Origin of the sequence: Williamsia sp. 1138 (assembly GCF_002095435.2) — a bacterium.
Lineage (GTDB): Bacteria > Actinomycetota > Actinomycetes > Mycobacteriales > Mycobacteriaceae > Williamsia.
The window spans coordinates 62,177-78,280 of sequence record NZ_MJEJ02000034.1 but is presented as its reverse complement, the minus strand read 5'-3'; the positions used below and the strand labels follow the sequence as shown (position 1 = coordinate 78,280).

At 64.6% G+C, this 16,104-nt stretch carries 18 protein-coding genes; 13 read left to right on the top strand and 5 right to left on the bottom strand.

Translation table 11 applies throughout. The annotated features are described in order from the left end of the window. Nucleotides 1-67: 67 nt before the first annotated feature. On the bottom strand, nt 68-961 hold the full coding sequence (locus BH683_RS07580) for a cytochrome c oxidase assembly protein (protein WP_246833244.1): 894 nt from the start codon (nt 959-961) through the stop codon (nt 68-70). A gap of 206 nt (nt 962-1,167) precedes the next feature. Here BH683_RS07580 and BH683_RS07575 point away from each other — a divergent pair, with 206 nt between their 5' ends. Then, complete coding sequence (locus tag BH683_RS07575; RefSeq protein WP_084835649.1) at nt 1,168-1,809, top strand: thioredoxin domain-containing protein; 642 nt, start codon at nt 1,168-1,170, stop codon at nt 1,807-1,809. Next, nucleotides 1,806-2,420 carry a vitamin K epoxide reductase family protein gene (locus BH683_RS07570; RefSeq protein ID WP_246833240.1) on the top strand — a complete coding sequence of 205 codons (615 nt, stop codon included), beginning with the start codon at nt 1,806-1,808 and terminating at the stop codon, nt 2,418-2,420. The genes BH683_RS07575 and BH683_RS07570 overlap by 4 nt, the downstream gene beginning before the upstream one ends. Before the next feature lie 45 nt (nt 2,421-2,465). Here the strand turns inward: BH683_RS07570 and BH683_RS07565 are convergent, their stop codons facing one another. Continuing rightward, nucleotides 2,466-3,248 carry a cytochrome c biogenesis CcdA family protein gene (locus tag BH683_RS07565; protein ID WP_084835688.1) on the bottom strand — a complete coding sequence of 261 codons (783 nt, stop codon included), beginning with the start codon at nt 3,246-3,248 and terminating at the stop codon, nt 2,466-2,468. Between the two features lie 147 nt (nt 3,249-3,395). Here BH683_RS07565 and BH683_RS07560 point away from each other — a divergent pair, with 147 nt between their 5' ends. After that, nucleotides 3,396-5,546 (top strand): acyltransferase family protein, encoded by a 2,151-nt coding sequence (locus tag BH683_RS07560; RefSeq protein WP_281492292.1) that lies wholly within the window; start codon nt 3,396-3,398, stop codon nt 5,544-5,546. A 30-nt stretch (nt 5,547-5,576) separates the two neighbouring features. Here the strand turns inward: BH683_RS07560 and BH683_RS07555 are convergent, their stop codons facing one another. Beyond that, a complete protein-coding gene (locus BH683_RS07555) occupies nt 5,577-6,842 on the bottom strand; it encodes an Ig-like domain-containing protein (RefSeq protein WP_246833239.1) in 1,266 nt (421 codons plus the stop codon). Between the two features lie 557 nt (nt 6,843-7,399). Between BH683_RS07555 and BH683_RS07550 the strand changes: the two genes are divergently transcribed. Genes BH683_RS07550 through BH683_RS07540 form a run of 3 tightly spaced genes read left to right on the top strand, consistent with a single transcriptional unit; the run spans nt 7,400 to nt 9,757 of the window. Beyond that, entirely contained in the window at nt 7,400-8,377 is a 978-nt protein-coding gene (locus tag BH683_RS07550; RefSeq protein WP_084835646.1) for a M23 family metallopeptidase, read from the top strand. Between the two features lie 43 nt (nt 8,378-8,420). Beyond that, a complete protein-coding gene (locus BH683_RS07545; RefSeq protein ID WP_084835687.1) occupies nt 8,421-8,783 on the top strand; it encodes a BlaI/MecI/CopY family transcriptional regulator in 363 nt (120 codons plus the stop codon). Continuing rightward, nucleotides 8,780-9,757: a M56 family metallopeptidase gene (locus BH683_RS07540; RefSeq protein ID WP_084835645.1), complete on the top strand. Its 978-nt coding sequence runs from the start codon at nt 8,780-8,782 to the stop codon at nt 9,755-9,757. The genes BH683_RS07545 and BH683_RS07540 overlap by 4 nt, the downstream gene beginning before the upstream one ends. A 50-nt stretch (nt 9,758-9,807) precedes the next feature. Here the strand turns inward: BH683_RS07540 and BH683_RS07535 are convergent, their stop codons facing one another. Next, entirely contained in the window at nt 9,808-10,440 is a 633-nt protein-coding gene (locus BH683_RS07535) for a copper resistance CopC family protein (RefSeq protein WP_084835644.1), read from the bottom strand. Nucleotides 10,441-10,868: 428 nt separating this feature from the next. Here BH683_RS07535 and BH683_RS07530 point away from each other — a divergent pair, with 428 nt between their 5' ends. The 7 genes from BH683_RS07530 to BH683_RS07500 all read left to right on the top strand — a co-directional run bounded on the left by BH683_RS07530 (nt 10,869) and on the right by BH683_RS07500 (nt 15,490). After that, nucleotides 10,869-11,675: a MerR family transcriptional regulator gene (locus BH683_RS07530; RefSeq protein WP_084835643.1), complete on the top strand. Its 807-nt coding sequence runs from the start codon at nt 10,869-10,871 to the stop codon at nt 11,673-11,675. Further along, nucleotides 11,672-11,962, top strand: coding sequence for a hypothetical protein (locus tag BH683_RS07525; protein ID WP_210405180.1), 291 nt, complete (start codon nt 11,672-11,674; stop codon nt 11,960-11,962). The genes BH683_RS07530 and BH683_RS07525 overlap by 4 nt, the downstream gene beginning before the upstream one ends. Nucleotides 11,963-12,082: 120 nt before the next feature. Continuing rightward, nucleotides 12,083-13,039, top strand: a complete 957-nt coding sequence (locus BH683_RS07520; protein WP_084835642.1) for a bile acid:sodium symporter — start codon at nt 12,083-12,085, stop codon at nt 13,037-13,039. Nucleotides 13,040-13,148: 109 nt separating this feature from the next. Further along, complete coding sequence (locus BH683_RS07515; protein WP_084835641.1) at nt 13,149-13,535, top strand: metalloregulator ArsR/SmtB family transcription factor; 387 nt, start codon at nt 13,149-13,151, stop codon at nt 13,533-13,535. After that, entirely contained in the window at nt 13,532-14,608 is a 1,077-nt protein-coding gene (arsB, locus tag BH683_RS07510) for an ACR3 family arsenite efflux transporter (RefSeq protein WP_084835640.1), read from the top strand. The genes BH683_RS07515 and arsB overlap by 4 nt, the downstream gene beginning before the upstream one ends. 34 nt (nt 14,609-14,642) lie before the next feature. After that, nucleotides 14,643-15,074 (top strand): arsenate reductase ArsC, encoded by a 432-nt coding sequence (locus BH683_RS07505; RefSeq protein ID WP_084835639.1) that lies wholly within the window; start codon nt 14,643-14,645, stop codon nt 15,072-15,074. After that, a complete protein-coding gene (locus BH683_RS07500) occupies nt 15,071-15,490 on the top strand; it encodes a low molecular weight phosphatase family protein (protein ID WP_084835638.1) in 420 nt (139 codons plus the stop codon). The genes BH683_RS07505 and BH683_RS07500 overlap by 4 nt, the downstream gene beginning before the upstream one ends. A gap of 51 nt (nt 15,491-15,541) precedes the next feature. Here the strand turns inward: BH683_RS07500 and BH683_RS07495 are convergent, their stop codons facing one another. Beyond that, nucleotides 15,542-16,042: an ArsI/CadI family heavy metal resistance metalloenzyme gene (locus tag BH683_RS07495; RefSeq protein WP_084835637.1), complete on the bottom strand. Its 501-nt coding sequence runs from the start codon at nt 16,040-16,042 to the stop codon at nt 15,542-15,544. Nucleotides 16,043-16,104: the final 62 nt, after the last annotated feature.

Sequence of the window (16,104 nt, the reverse complement as noted above, 5' to 3'; positions counted from 1 at the left end):
CGACCGCAGGCAACGTGGGCCGTCGGTGTGATCGATCCAGCCACTGCCGTGATGGAGAGCGAAAGCCTCATCGGCCAGATCCGAGGGTGCGGAGAAAGTCGTTGTAGGCCTCGAGTTTCTCGGCGTCTTTTGCCTCGTCGTAGTCGTTGGGTGAGGTCACCGATTTCTCCTCGTCGCGGCGCCACCGTGAGGCGAAGATCAACACGATCAGCAGGGCCACTGGCTCCCCGTAGGACCAGGCCAGGGCGCCGGCGACCGCTTGATCATCGACCGGGTTGATGCCCCACTGCGGCGGCGGGTCCGCGAAGCTGGCGACCAGCACGGTCGGAGCCATCATGAAAACGACTCCGAAGAACACGTGCAGCGGCATCTCAAGAAAGATGTCGAGGAGCCGGCCCAGATTGGACTGGCGCATCGGCAAGGGCCCGATCGAGAGAATCGGGATGATGAACAGCAATCCGCTGACCAGGAAGAACACTTCCATCCCCGTGTGGCCCAGCCAACTGTCGTTGAGTGTGTCGAAGATCGACGAGAAGTACAGCCCGTAGAAGCTGAACAAAAACACCGGGATCGCGAACCCTGGGTGCAAGGCAATTCTGCTGGCCCGCGAGCGTGCCAGGCGCAGCGTCGCCCGGCGTACCCGGCGGCCTCTGCCCTCGTCGGGAACGGCCGCGAACAGGAGCAGCCCCGGGGAACCCATGACCAGCAGTGGTGGAACCAGCGTCGACAGTGTCATGTGCTGAAACATGAAAGCACTGAACAGCCCGACCCCGTATCCCTCGATGGCCAATCCGGTCACGGCCGACAGGATCAGGCAGCCAGCGAGAAAGCTCAGCGAGCGGTACCACGGCCACGGCCGGCCCAGATGACGAAGCCGCGCCAACCCGAGACAGTAGATCGCTGCGAGGACGATTCCGAGGGTGGCCAGCAGCGGGATCGGCGGCAGATCCCACCTCATCATGCCCAGGATGGTCGGCGGAGCATCAGGAACCTCGAGCACCGCAGTCACCGTCCTCACCCGACTCTGTTGTCCCCTCGCCCGGCACCCCGGCGGTACCGGGCAGGGACAGGACCCACGTAAACTACTAGGCATCTTAGTAGTACGTCGACAGGAGTGAGTAGCGTGCCAGTTCAGACCCCCCAGGTTTCGGCCGAGAGCGTCAGCAGATGAGCCGCAACATCAAGATCTCACTCGCGGTGGTGTTCGTCTTCTGCCTGGCGTTGACGGTGGTGTTCGTGGTGGCACGGGCCGGCGGAAGCAGCGAAGCAGAGCAGGGCGCGGCGCCGGTACGGGCCGATTCCCAACGGCTCTCGGCGCCCGCTGACTCGAGGGCGACGTTCGTGGAGTTCTTGGATTTCGAATGCGAGGCGTGCGGGGCGATGTATCCGACCGTCGAGCGGCTGCGACAGACTTACGGCGACCAGGTCACCTTCGTCGTCCGCTACTTCCCGCTGCCGGGTCATGTCAACGGCGACCGCGCCGCCCGGGCGGCCGCGGCGGCGGCGCAGCAAGGTCGTTTCGAGGCAATGTACAAAAAATTGTTCGAGACTCAGCAGCAGTGGGGTGAGCAGCAGGAGCCACTCGATGACCTGTTCTCCACCTACGCCCAAGAACTCGGTCTGAACATGGAGCAGTACGCAGTGGACTACAACTCCAAGGCCACCCGCGAACTCATCGACCGCGACATCGCCGACGGCAAAGCTCGGGGCGTGAGCGCCACACCCACGCTCTACATCAATCACACGCCGGTCGAGCCCGGCAGTTACGAGGAGTTGAGCGCCGCTCTTAACTCCGCGATGGCGCAGTGACGAGCGCAACCCCACCACACTCACCCCCGCGGTCGGTGCTGTTCGGGCGGTTGCTTCCCTGGATCCTCGTCGTCAGCGGAGCTGTCGGACTCCTCGCAGCCTTCACGCTGACGGTCGAAAAGTTTGAACTGGCCACCAATCCCAGCTACACACCAACCTGCAGCATCAACCCCATCGTCAACTGCGGCTCGGTGATGGACACCCCGCAAGCCTCGGCGTTCGGGTTTCCCAACTCGCTGCTCGGTATCGCGGGCTTTGCAGCGCTGCTCGCTGTCGCTGTCATGATGGGTCGCCGCCCAGCCTGGTGGGTGATGGCCGGCCTTCAGGCCGGATTGACTGCAGCGGTGGTGTTCGTGCACTGGCTGATCTTTCAGAGCCTGTATCGCATCGATGCCCTATGCCCCTACTGCATGGCCGTATGGGTCGTTGTCGTAGTTGCTTTTTGGTACGTCAGCGTGCGCAACGCCGACCACTACTGCCCGCCTGGACGAGCCCGCCGCGGTCTCGACGTCGTCGTGACCGTGCACTCCCTCGTACCGGTGCTGTGGGTGCTCGCAGTGATTGCACTGATCACTCAGCGCTTCTGGTGGTACTGGTCAACTCTGCTGTGATGGACCGTTCACGGATGCGAGTTCACCCCCCCGGCGCCATGCTGGTCAGATGGGCAGGGTGGTGTTGGTGACGAACATGTCCCGTATCCACACCACGAAGTAGTCCCAGACACCGGTGATCAGAGCGATGCCGATGACGATCATCAAGACTCCGCCTACTATCTGGATGCGCCGCGAGTTACGTCGCAGCACCCCGACCCCGCGCATCGCCCACCCAGACCCGAACGCCAACAACACAAACGGAAGTCCCAGACCCAGACAGTACGAGACGATCAGGATCACCCCGCGCGCCGCGGTGGTGTCTTGGGTGCCGCTGGCGGTGGCAATGATCGTGGCCAGTGTCGGGCCCAGACACGGCGTCCACCCCAACGCAAAGACAGCGCCCAGCAACGGTGCCCCGATCAGGCCCGAGACCCGCCGGGGATGGAACCGCACGTCGCGTTGCAGCGCCGGGAACGCACCGAGGAACACCAAACCCATCACGATGGTGATCACTCCACCGATGCGCTGCAGTATGTCTCGGTTGATCGTCAGCGCAGAGGTCACCCCGAAGACCGTGGCCGTCGCGAGCACGAACACGACCGTGAAGCCCAGAACGAACAGCAATGCCGCGCCGGAAACCCGCCACCGTGCCCGCGCAGCCGCGGCGGTGTCGGCCACTGCCTCGACCCCGGACAGACCCGCAAGATAGGACAGATATCCGGGTACGAGCGGAATCACGCATGGCGACGCGAACGAGACCAGCCCTGCCACCGCGCACGCCCCGATGGCGAGGATGAGAGGCCCACCGGCCACCATCGAGGAGAACTGCTCCCCCACCGACGCCATCACCACCCCGCCACTGTAACTACTATGCACAATAGTATTTGTATCCGGTTCCCCCAAACCGCTCTGGCGACCGGTGCGGGCGTCTCGATGGGAGAGTGAGGTAAGCCCGTGGCGCAACCGGTTCTAGACGCCGGCCGGTCCACATCCGTGACACGAACGTCCGCCGACTCCCACCGGCTCGATCTCAACGGCCTGCGTGGAGTCGCGATCATGCTGGTTGCGTGCTTTCATATCTGGTTCGGCCGAGTCTCCGGCGGTGTTGACGTATTCCTGGTGCTGTCGGGCTACTTCTTCGTCGGATCGCTCCTGCGGCAAATCACCGCCGCCCAGGACCCTGCGGTGCGGTGGTGGACTGCGGCGACCCCAGTTCCCCGGCTGATCAGGCTGGCACGCCGGCTGGTGCCGACCTTGGCCGTCGTCCTGATCGCCGTGGTCATCGGCACCGTGCTCGTGCTGCCCCAAACGCGATGGCTCGCGACCGGCCGTGAGGTCGTCGCGAGCGCCCTGTACTACCAAAACTGGTATCTCGCTTTCAATTCCCAGGACTACACCGCAGCGAGTTCGGTCAACAGCCCGTTGCAGCATGTCTGGTCTATGGCAGTGCAGGGTCAGTTCTTCGTCATCACCTTGGTGACGGCCCTCGGTATCGGCATCCTACTCAAGCTCGGCGCCCGCACTGTCCTGCCGGCCCTGTCTCATCCGGTCGTTCTTCGCGTGGTGGCTGGCATCGCGATCGTGGGCGTGGCGGCGATCTCGTTGTACTGGGCGACGATGCGAATGTCGGTCAACCAGCCCTTCAACTACTACGACACCATCGCCCGGAGTTGGGAACCGCTGGCCGGTGGCCTCCTGGCGGTATGGGCACCGACGATCGCACGCTACTGGTTGCGCAGTGCGCTGGCGATCGGGGGCTTGGCGCTGATCCTGAGCAGCGGGTGGTGGATCGACGGACTGAGCAGTTACCCCGGCCCGTGGGCCCTGGTTCCCGTCCTGGCCACGATGGCGCTCATTCTGTCCGGAAGCACGGGGCCCACGAACACCCCCAACGCACCCCCGCGCATGAATCGACTGCTGGCAACCGCTATTCCGGTGTGGCTGGGATCGATTGCCTACGCGCTGTACCTGTGGCACTGGCCGGTGCTGATCTTCTACCTATCCTGGGCCAACACCGATAAGGCCGGCGCGATCGGCGGTCTCCTCGTTCTGGCTGTGTCGATCGCCCTGGCGTGGCCGACCTACCGGTTCGTCGAAGAACCCCTACGCGCGAGCCCGACCGCGACGCGATCGGCACATCCTGTCGACACCGGCACCGCTGGAGAGCGGCGTCCTCGCCAACTCATGACACAAGCGCGGATGACCGCGGCCGTCCTACTCGTCGGAGTTCTGGTCAGCGGCGTCGCCATCGAGGCCTGGAACCGACACGTCAGCAACCTCCGCGTCGACACCACCAACCTCGATCCCACCGTCTACCCCGGCGCCCGGGCCTTCCTCGACGGCGCACCCGTGGCCTCCGTGGACCCGCAACCGTCCCCGCTCGAGGTGGGCAAAGACCTCCCCATCACCTCGTTTGAGGGATATATCAGCGATTTCACCGACCCTGAAGTGCGCGTGGGCACCTATGGCAACCCCACCGCCACCCGAACCATCGCGCTGGCCGGGGGGTCGCACGCCGAGTTCTGGATCACCGCTTTGGATGCGCTCGGAAAACAGAACAATTTCAAGGTCATGACCTACCTCAAAATGGGGTGCCCCCTCTCGACCGATCCGGTACCCAAACAGCGGGGCGTTCCCTATCCCGGCTGCTTCGACTGGGTGCAACGGGTCATGCCACAGATCATTGCGGACCGCCCAGATGCGGTATTCACCAACACCACCCGACCCAGAGACAATGCCCCTGGCGACTGGGTCCCCCCTACCTATTTACCGATCTTCGCCCAATTCGCCGCAGCCGGCATTCCGGTGCTCGGCATGCGCGATACCGTATGGCCACACAACGCCGACGGCCCCATCGACAGCCCCTCGTGCCTGGCCGAGGGTGGCAGCGCCGACGACTGCGGCACGCCCCGATCCATGGCGCTAGAACCGAGCAATCCAACACTGGCCATCCTGGGCACCAACCCGAATATCCTGCCGCTGGACCTATCCGAGGGTTTGTGCACCAAAGACATGTGTCCCGCTGTCATCGGCAACACCGTGGTCTACAACGATTGGCACCACCTCAGCGCGACTTTCGTGCGGAGCCTGGCACCTGAGTTGTGGCGTCAGATGAACGCCTCACTCCCCTGGCTCAGACCGTGACGCACCGACGGTCGATCTCAGCCGAGGACTCTACAGAGCGCTCCCCTGCAGCCAGAGGTCCCACGGCACGCTCCAGTCACCGTTTTGCCACTGCTGCAGCGGATCCCCGCCGGTATTGCGCACTTCCACCACGTCCCCGGGTACCGAGAAGTTGTAGAACCACTGGGCATTGTCAGGATTGAGGTTCAGACATCCCGCCGAGACATTGGTGTTGCCCTGCTGAGGGATACTGCTCTCGAGTTGGTGCAGATAGATCCCGTCGTTACTGATCCGGGTGGCGTAGTTGATCGACTGGCGATATCCCAGTCGCGAATTGACCGGCAGGCCGTAGGTCGAGGAGTCCATGATCACCGGGTTCGCCTTGTCCAGGACCGTATAAATTCCTCGCTGCGTCCAGAAGTGAATCGTTTGACCGTTGACCGTCTCCGTGCCGCCGCGGCCCATCGAGGTGGGCATCGTGCGGACCAGTTCACCGTTCTCGAACACCGTGACCTGCTTGGTGTTGTCGTCAGCGATAGACACGTGCGAAGCCCCGATGGTGAAGGACACTGCCGCGTCCTCCTGCCCGTAAAGTCCGCCGCCCAGGTCCACCCCGTACACGTCGGCTCGTACCGCCACGGAGGTGCCCGGCGGGTAGTACTCGCGCGGCCGGTAGTGCACATTCTGATCGTCCACCCAGCTCCACTGGCCTTCGACCGGTGGCTCGGTCTGGACCGATAAAGATCGCTGCGCCGCAGCCCGGTCGGTGACGGGTTCGTCGAACCTGACCACGGCCACCACGCCCACCCCATAGGTGGCCCCGTCCGACAGAGCTCCACCACCGGTCGTGACCAGCGAGGGCGTCGTGAGGTTGTCCGGTGTCACCGTCCCGAACGTGCTGGCGAACTCGCCCTGACGGCCCTGATCGTCACGGCTGACGACCGACAGCTGGTAGGTCCTGCCGTAACCCAACGGGGTATCGGGCTTCCACACCAGCTTGTCCGGGGTGAAGATTCCAGGAATGACACGGCCAGTGTCATTGGTCATCGTCACCTCGACGAGGGTCCCCCCGGCGGCGGTGACCGTCACCACCCCGAGGGGGTCAAATGCTTGGGTGCCCGGCGCCGGGACAAAGCTGACGGCGCCACCGGGCGGCCCCGCCTCACCGACTGACGGACGCGAGCTCGACGAGGGGGACACCGAGGAACCGCCGGTGGAACAGGCGGCCAGGAAAGCGGCCGCAACCGCACCCCCGCCGACGGCGAGCAGTCCGCGCCGGCTCATCGGGACATCAGCAAAACGATGCCGTTCTGGCACTCGGTCACGCTCCTCACCGCACTACTACTAAGACCTTTAGTAGTTTACGGAAACCATGCCGAGAGTTCCGCTGCGAGAGGACACCGGAGGGTGTATCTCACAGCCGCTCGACCACGGGGCAAGGATTGGACGTAGCCATGAATTCTGGAACCCACAGGGCTACCCGTCTGCACCCGCGCACCTCTGAACAGCATAAACAGCGACTTTGGGCGCCAGAATGAAAAACTAAGGTAGATAGTAGTAACCTGTTTGAGTCCTGCTCGTTATCACACTGTTTCATCCGGCCCGATTGGACTGAAGGACTTCCCTTGGCACGGCATCGCAGACCTGACACGGCTTCGCCCCACGACATTTCGCCCGGCGCCCGCTTACATGGCCGTGGCCCCCAACCTGACGACTGCGCACCCGAGATGAGTTCTATAGCCATCTCCGGTCGGACCCCGAAACCGCTGACGCCGACGACGTCCGGCCGGCACCGGCTCTTCGCCGCCCCCGAAGTCCCAGTCTTCACGAGACCGAGGACTCCGGTGCCACCACATGCGCCGCGCAATCGACCGATGGAAGCGTCATCCTCATCGCTGCTGCAGCCGACTCGTGCTCTCCCACAGTTTCGTCGACCTGGTCATCCGGGTGGCTCACCGCGGCCGCGTGCTCCGCGTCCCCAGAACGTCGATCCCGGGTACGTCTTCGCTGCGCCCGCAGCTCCATGGGAACGCGCCCTGTGCGCCCAGGCGCCCGATCGCCGGAGAGAAACCGAGTTCAGTTATCTCGAACGACTCGACGCCGGGTACAAACCCGTCTCGTCGGCGCGGTCAGTCGCCTCCGCCGGCATCAGCGGGTCGCTGGTCGCTGCCGCAGTTCTCCTGGCCGCCGGGGGTACCGCCACCACCGCGCTCGCCGATCCACCACATCCGGCGATCACGCCCGTCTCGCAGGTCGGTAGCCATCCGGCCGTCGCCGGGCAAGACTCGTCCACGACGCCACCTGCCACCATCAGTCAGGTCACCGCGCAAGCAGGCAGCCCTTCGGCACCCACCCCGCCTGCACCGGCGGCGGCATCTCCACTCGATGCGCTGACCACCGCGATGCGCGACCTAGTTCAGCCGAACCGCGGAGCGCCTCCGGAGCCTGCACCGCCGCCACGGCCGAAGACCGCTGCACCGACCTACGGCACCCTGACGTCGAGCTACGGTTCACGTTGGGACACAACACACTACGGTCTCGATATCGCCAACGTCATTGGCACTCCAGTGGTTTCGACCAGCGACGGCGAGATCATCGAATCCGGGCCCGCCGATGGCTTCGGGCTGTGGATCCGCGTCCTGCAGGACGACGGCACCATCGGTGTCTACGGGCACATCAACGAGACCCTGGTGAGCGCCGGGCAGCGGGTCCAAGCCGGTGAACAGATCGCAACGGTCGGAAATCGCGGCTACTCGACGGGCCCGCACCTGCACTACGAGGTCTGGCAACAAGACGGGCTCAAGCTCGACCCGGCGCAGTGGCTGAGCAACCGCGGAATCGACATCGGATGACCCGCCAGTGGACGACCCGGCGACCATTGGGGACAATGACGTCATGAAGCAGCTGGGCACACTCGAGGCAGACGTCATGGACGCCGTGTGGGACGCCGCGCCCGAAGCACTGTCGGTACACGACATCCTCGCAGCCTTCAGTGACCGCAAACTGGCCTACACCACCATCTTGACCGTCGTGACCAACCTACACAGCAAAGGTTTTCTAACCCGGACCAAGGTCAGCCGCGCCTACCAATACTGCGCGAAACACACCCGCGAAGAGGTGACCTCGCAAACCCTGCGCGACATCCTCGATTCCAGCGACGACCCGACCGCAGTCCTGATGCACTTCGCCCAGACCGCCACCCCCGAAGAAACCGCAGCGCTACGCAAAAGCCTGCCCAGAAAACGGGCGGCCCGGTGACCCTTGCGGCGACGCTGGCCCTGGCGGCCGCCCTGGTGGGGGTGATCATGCCCCGAGTACTGGCTCTACATCCGCCCGCCGCCCCACCGCGCCTGATGCTCGTCGGCTGGCTCGCCAGCATCGCCGCATTCATCTTTCTCGCGCTCTCAGCTGTAGTGGTCGTCGCCTGGCCCGATCACGCTCCCGCCGAGGGCATCACCGACATCTGGATCCGCTGCCTGAGCTCGGCGCAACACACGATGGCCCCCTGGATATCGGAGATAGCCTTCGGCGCAGCGGTTCTCGCCGCAACATTCTTCCTGGGCCGGTTCACTGCCGTCGGCCGCCGCCAGCACCGATCCCGCACCAAGGTCCGCGGCTATCACGACGACATACTGACCATCGTCGCCCGCACCAAACACGACCCCGGCAGCCGCTATCCCGTGCTGTGGCTCGACCATCCCCTGCCCTTCGCGTACAGCATCGCCGGCAGCCCCGGTTTGGTCATTGCGACCGAGGGCCTCAACACCTGCCTGACCCCTGCAGAAGCCGCCGCTGTCCTCGAACATGAACGCGCCCACCTACACGGCCGCCACCACCGCATCCTGGCGCTGTGCGCTATCCTGGCGCGCACACTGCCGATGGTGCCGCTGATCACCCGCGCGCCGGCCGCGATCTCCATGCTCGTCGAACTCGACGCCGATCGCGCCGCCGCACGCCGAACGAGCCCCGCCGACGTCCGCTCAGCGCTATGTCGTGTCCTTGCCGAACAAGGCGATAGCCCTGCTGTACACGCCGTGGGCTATGCCCCCACCGCGCGCGACATCGAAGCTACCAATGACCGCCGGCTCCAGGTACTCTCCGCCGCCGCCGCACCGAGCCCTCGCCGCCTGACCTACGCCGCCGCAGCTCTACTGCCTCTCACAGCCGCGGCCGTCTCGGCAGTGATAACCATGGCCGCCCTGTCCGCGGTGTACTGCATCTTCATCACCTAACCGTCGATCTCGTTCGGACGCTAGTCGGCGACATCTGACTCACGCCCACTCTAAGACGGATCCCGATCATCGCGATTCCTGTCCGAGCTGAACACCAGCAAAGCACCAATAGCTATCAGCCCGACCAAGGCCCCACCGACCAGCACAAACACGATCCAGTTGTCCTTCAATTTGCCGCCCGTAGAGTTTTCGACGGCCTGTGGCGCCGGGCCGGCAGAGATCCTGGGCACCGCTGACTGCCCGGCGGGGCTGTTCGGACCGACACTGGCTGGAGCGCTACCGGTCGCGGGCGAGATAACCGAGAACGGGACCTCACCAGTGATCGGATGCCCGTCGGCCGAGAGCACCCGATACCCGATCGTGTGCCGGCCCGCCTTCAACGGCGCCTGGAGAGGTGCGCTCACGGTCGGTCCCGAGACCGCGACCTCAGATAACTGCCGCTGCTCGCCAGAGCTGTCGGTGAGCACCACTGTTGCAAAGCTCTGCGAGATGTCCTGATTAAAGACCAACTCGATCGAGCTGGGTACCTGATCGAGCACCGCATCGGCAGCAGGGGTGGAGGACACCAACGAACTGTGTGCCGAGGCTGATCCAGCACCACCGCCCAGGCCCGCGACAAGTGCGACGAGCACGACCGCCACCTTTGCCAGTACCCCGCCAGCATGAACGGTTCCAGTTGCCATCAACCAAAACTACTATATCTCATAGTTTTTGTGCGAATGTTCACGCGCTCAGGGCATCCCACTGCCCATCCGACTGAACTCGGGGCGCACGAGTTGAAGCACGGGCGGGTGCGGCGCTGGGTGCCAGGCCCCGCCGACCAAACCCCGCGGTCTGCCATTTTTCCGCCGCGCGGGCGTCTTCGACCCGGGCTCAACAGGGACATGAGCGCATCTACGACCGGGGTTTTCCTTGACTTCTTATGCCCGCCGGGAATTTTTGCCACGGTCCTTCACACACAGGGAGACGGTGGCCTCGATCGCACGGCTACGAGGTCGCAGGCCCCCGCCGGTCGGATTCTAATTAATTATCGAACACTTGTGCTAGCTATGGGGTGTTCAGCCGTGCAGGCTTGACCTTCAACTCGTGTTGAAGGTTTACCGTTGCTTCCATGACGACCTATCGCATTTCCGAGTTGGCGCAGCGGGCGGGTGTGCCCACCTCGACGCTGCGTTTTTATGAAGATTCGGGTCTGCTGACTGCTGATCGGACCCCGTCGGGATACCGGATCTACGATCAGGGCGCGGTCGATCGGTTGGCGTTCATTTCGTCGGCCAAATTGATGGGGTTGGCACTCGATGAGATCCGAGACCTATTGGGGGCGTGGCAGTCCGGGGTGTGCGCATCGGTGCGCACACAGCTGGCACCGCTAATTGATCAGCAGATCACCGACACCGAGCATCGTCTTGCTGAGCTTTCGGCGTTCGCCGACCGGTTGCGCACGGTGCGCTCAGAGCTCGCCGGCCAGGCCCCTGCAGGTGGGTGTGGTCCCGGCTGCGGATGCATGATCACCGACACCGGTCCGGCGGCGGCGCCAGCGCCGGGGGTGGCCGACCTTGGGCTCACCGACGTGAGCGTCACTGCTTGCCCGTCCCCAGCTGAAGTGGGGCCGGCTATCGCGTGCACGTTGAGCAGCGATGACCTGGGCGAGCGGACGCTGCAGTGGCGCGAGGTCCTCGGTCATGCCCGCTACCGCCGGCCTGTGGAGACCGATCCGGCCAGTGTCGGTTTGGAGATCGGCTTCGGTACCGATGCCGCGTTGATCAGTCAGCTCGCGTATCTGATTGCCGCAGAGCAACAATGCTGTTCGTTCTATGAGTTCACCCTGCGCATCGCTGATGGCGGCGCCTCGGTGCAGGTTCGTGCACCCCGCGATGCCCAGCCACTGATGGCCGAGCTGTTCGGGGAGGTGGCGTGAGCGCCCCGAGCCGATCGTGGCGGGCACCGGCCACGGTCTTGGCCGGTCTGGTGGGCGCTTGCGCTCTCTGTTGCGCCGGGCCGCTGCTCGCGATCCTCGGCGGGATCGGCGTCGCAGGCTTGGCCGGGTCCCTGTGGCTCCCTGCCCTGCTGATGGTTGTCGCGGTAGCGGCGGCGGCGGGCATCGTCCTCGAGCTAGGCCGCCGGCGCCGCGCCGGGGCGTGCACCTCCTCGCCCGCGGGCCCGGTTGACCTCGACTCGCCCACAATCCCCACCCGTGATCGCTGAACCACCCGGCGATGCACGGCCCCGCGCTCACCGGCGTCGGGGATCGAAAAAAACCTGCTCATTCCACAGAGACCTCGAAGGAGACGCGTGTCGACATCACCAGTGAGGCTGGTTGATCGGATGGAACACCATCAGGTGGTGATCTATCTACTGGCGATGGTCGCCGGAGCGGGCATCGGCCTGGCTGCTCCCGGCCTGGCCCCGTTTCTTGAGCACGCGATCAACCCGGTCCTGGGTGCGTTGTTGTATGTGACATTCCTGCAGGTACCGGCCGCCGATCTGGCACGGTCGTTACGCGACGGGCGGTTTCTGTCGGCGGCGTTGGTCATCAACTTCGTTGTTGTTCCGGTGGTGGTCGCTGCGATGTTCTTCCTGCTACCCACCGATCAGGCCGTCCGCGTCGGGGTGCTGCTGGTGCTGCTGTGTCCGTGCGTGGACTACGTCATCGTGTTCTCCGGTCTCGCCGGCGGCAGCAGTGACCGCCTCCTGGCCTCCACACCGTTGTTGCTGATTGCCCAAATGATATTGCTGCCACTGTTTTTGCTGCTGTTCATGGGCTCAGACCTCGCCGAGGTCGTGGAGGTCGGCCCGTTCCTCGAAGCGTTCCTGATCTTGATCGTGATCCCCCTGATCTTGGCCTGGACCACCCAGGCCTGGGCAGCACGCCGGCCCGCCGGCCGCGCCGTGTCCGCGGGGGCGAGCACCCTGATGGTGCCGCTGATGGTCGCCGTCCTCGCGATCGTCGTCGCCTCGCAGATCCCTGCCATCAGAGACAACCTCACCGACGTCGCTGCTGTCATCCCCTTCTACATCGTGTTCCTGATCGTGATGGCCTACGCCGGCAAAGCCCTATCGGCAGCCTTTCGTCTCGATGTCGGGGGCAGCCGCGCCATCGCGTTCTCCGGCGCCACCCGCAACTCCCTGGTCGTGCTGCCGCTGGCTTTGGCGCTGCCCGACGGTCTCGAACTCGCCGCCGCCGTTGTCGTCACCCAAACCCTCATCGAAGTCATCGGGATGGTCATCTACGTCCGCGTGATACCCCGGCTGATACCGAGCGCCGAGCCTGTTCCCACCTAACCCCGGCCCAGTGGCCGACGAGCCGCCTCCCCCCGCCCCCGCGGCCAGCCATTTTGCGTTCAGGAGCTGTTCATTTGACCGCTGATTCGGCAAGCGTCAATATAGACGTATGTCGAAACAAGATCTCCCGCCCTCCGATGCGCCCAGCGGGCAGTGCTGTTCCCCGCTGCTGCGTGAGCCGCTATCGGCCGAGTGGGCCGGCGACCTGTCGGTGATGTTCAAAGCGCTCGGCGATCCGGTGCGGTTGCGGTTGTTGAGCCTGGTGGCCAGTCACGCCGGCGGAGAGGCGTGCGTGTGCGACATCTCCGACTCGTTCGATCTGTCGCAGCCGACGATCTCGCACCATCTCAAGGTGCTCCGTCAGGCGGGCCTGCTCGACTGCGAACGGCGCGGCACCTGGGTGTACTACTGGGTAATTCCTGCTGCCCTGCAACAGTTGTCGTCGGTGCTTAGTGCCGCCGATCCCACCGCAGACACGTCGTTGGTGACCGCATGAGCACCGCCGCGGCCACCTCGGACCAGCCGGCCGTGGTCGGCAAACTGTCCACCCTGGACCGGTTCTTGCCGGTGTGGATCGGGGTGGCGATGGTTGCCGGTCTGCTGCTGGGCCGACTGATTCCGGGCCTGGACGACGTGGTGAGCGCGGTCGAGATCGACGGCATCTCGCTGCCGATTGCGATCGGGTTGCTGATCATGATGTACCCGGTCCTGGCGAAAGTTCGCTACGACCGCCTCGACACCGTCACCGGCGACCGCAAACTTTTGATCGGGTCGCTGGCGCTGAACTGGGTCCTGGGCCCGGCGTTGATGTTCGCCCTGGCCTGGCTCATGCTGCCCGACCTGCCCGAGTATCGGACCGGACTGATCATCGTCGGGTTAGCCCGGTGCATCGCCATGGTCATCATCTGGAACGACCTGGCCTGCGGCGACCGCGAAGCCGCCGCAGTGCTGGTGGCGATCAACTCGGTGTTCCAGGTGTTCATGTTCGCGATCTTGGGCTGGTTCTACCTGTCGGTCCTGCCGGGATGGCTCGGCCTGGAACAGACCACCATCGACACCTCGCCCTGGCAGATCGCCAAGTCTGTCCTGATATTTCTCGGCATCCCTTTGCTGGCGGGGTTCTTGACCCGCCGCTACGGCGAGAAGGCCAAGGGCCGCAGGTGGTACGAGGAGAAGTTCCTGCCCCGCATCGGGCCGTGGGCGCTGTACGGGTTGCTGTTCACCATCGTCATCTTGTTCGCACTCCAAGGCGACCAGATCACCTCCAAGCCCTGGGACGTGGTGCGGATCGCGCTGCCACTGCTGGTGTACTTCGCTGTCATGTGGGGCGGCGGGTACGCCCTCGGGGCCGTCATGGGTTTGGGGTACGAACGCACCACCACCCTGGCGTTTACCGCCGCGGGCAACAACTTCGAGCTCGCGATCGCCGTCGCGATCGCCACCTACGGCGTCACCTCCGGGCAAGCGTTGGCCGGTGTGGTCGGCCCGCTCATCGAAGTCCCGGTCCTGGTCGCCCTGGTGTACGTGTCCCTGGCCTTACGCAAGCGCTTCACCCCCACACCGGCATAACCACTCCCACAAGACCGACAAGGAAGCGACATTCATGTCTACAACCCTGCCGAGCGTGTTGTTTGTCTGCGTGCACAACGCGGGCCGCTCCCAGATGGCCGCCGGTTTCCTCACCGCACTGGGAGGCGGGCAGGTGGAGGTTCGGTCCGCCGGATCGGCGCCCGCGCAGACCATCAATGCTGCGGCCGTGGAGGCGATGGCCGAGGTCGGCATCGATATCTCCGACCAGTCCCCGAAGATCCTCACCCCCGATACCGTCGAATCCTCCGACGTGGTGATCACCATGGGTTGCGGGGATGCCTGCCCGGTGTTTCCTGGGGTCAGCTACCGCGACTGGGCCCTGGCCGATCCCGCCGGCAAGGGCGTCGACGCGGTCCGGCCGATTCGCGACCAGATCCGGGCCCTGGTCGTTGACTTGCTCGCCGAGATCGCGCCCGTTGCGCACACCACTCGAGGGGTGCTGTGAGCACGCCGCCGCAGATTTTGTTCGTCTGTGTGAGCAACCGCGGCAAATCGGTGATGGCCCAAGGACTATCCGAGAAGATCGCCGGTGCGGCGATCACCGCCTCCTCGGCTGGCACCGACGCCGCCCTCGGCAAGAACGTCAACGACATGTCCGCACAGGTGCTCGCCGAAGTCGGCGTGGACATCGGTGGCCACGCACCGCGTCAGCTCACCGATGACCTGATGCGCGGCGCCGACCTCACCGTCGTACTCGGTACCTCCGCGAACGTCACTGCACCCGACGGCGTCATCGTCGAGGTCTGGGAGACCGACGAACCGTCGCTGCGAGGTATCGACGGAATCGAGCGCATGCGCCTGATCCGAGACGACATCGCCGCCCGGGTCACCGACTTGACCACCCGCTTGAGCACATCCTGAGCCCGTCGGTGAGTCCCGGAAAGTAGGAGCCCACCGATACCGCAGAAGTCCTTAGCAGCAAGCCGCCGACGTCGTACTCGCCGCGCTCTGCGCTTCCTGCGACCCGCCGGCGGTACCGCAGCACACCGACGACTCCTCGGACTCAGTGGCACTGTCCGCCAACAGCTTAGGGCTGGTGCCGAAGGTGTCCGAGTCAGAAAGGACCGTATAGACCTCCCACTTCTCCCCGGCCGGTCCGGTCACCCACACTTTGTCTTGGGTGGCGAAGCAACACGTCGCGTTGATCTCCTCCTCGGTGAACAGTCCCTCGCCGCTGAGCCGGGCGATCTCCGAATGCACGGTGTCGCTGGACTCGACCTCCACCCCGAGGTGATTGATCGTGCCGCCCTGGCCCGGGTTCTCCAGCAGGACCAGTTTCAGCGGGGGCTCTGCCACCGCAAAGTTGGCATAGCCCGGTTTGCGTTTGGCCGGAGCAACATTGAACAACTTCGAATAGAACTCGACCGCCTGATCAAGATCGTCGACATTGAGCGCCAACTGCATACGGGACATAACTACCTCCACCTGTGAGACATACATCGAACTACCGTCGCCACCCAGAGTGCCGACCTCTT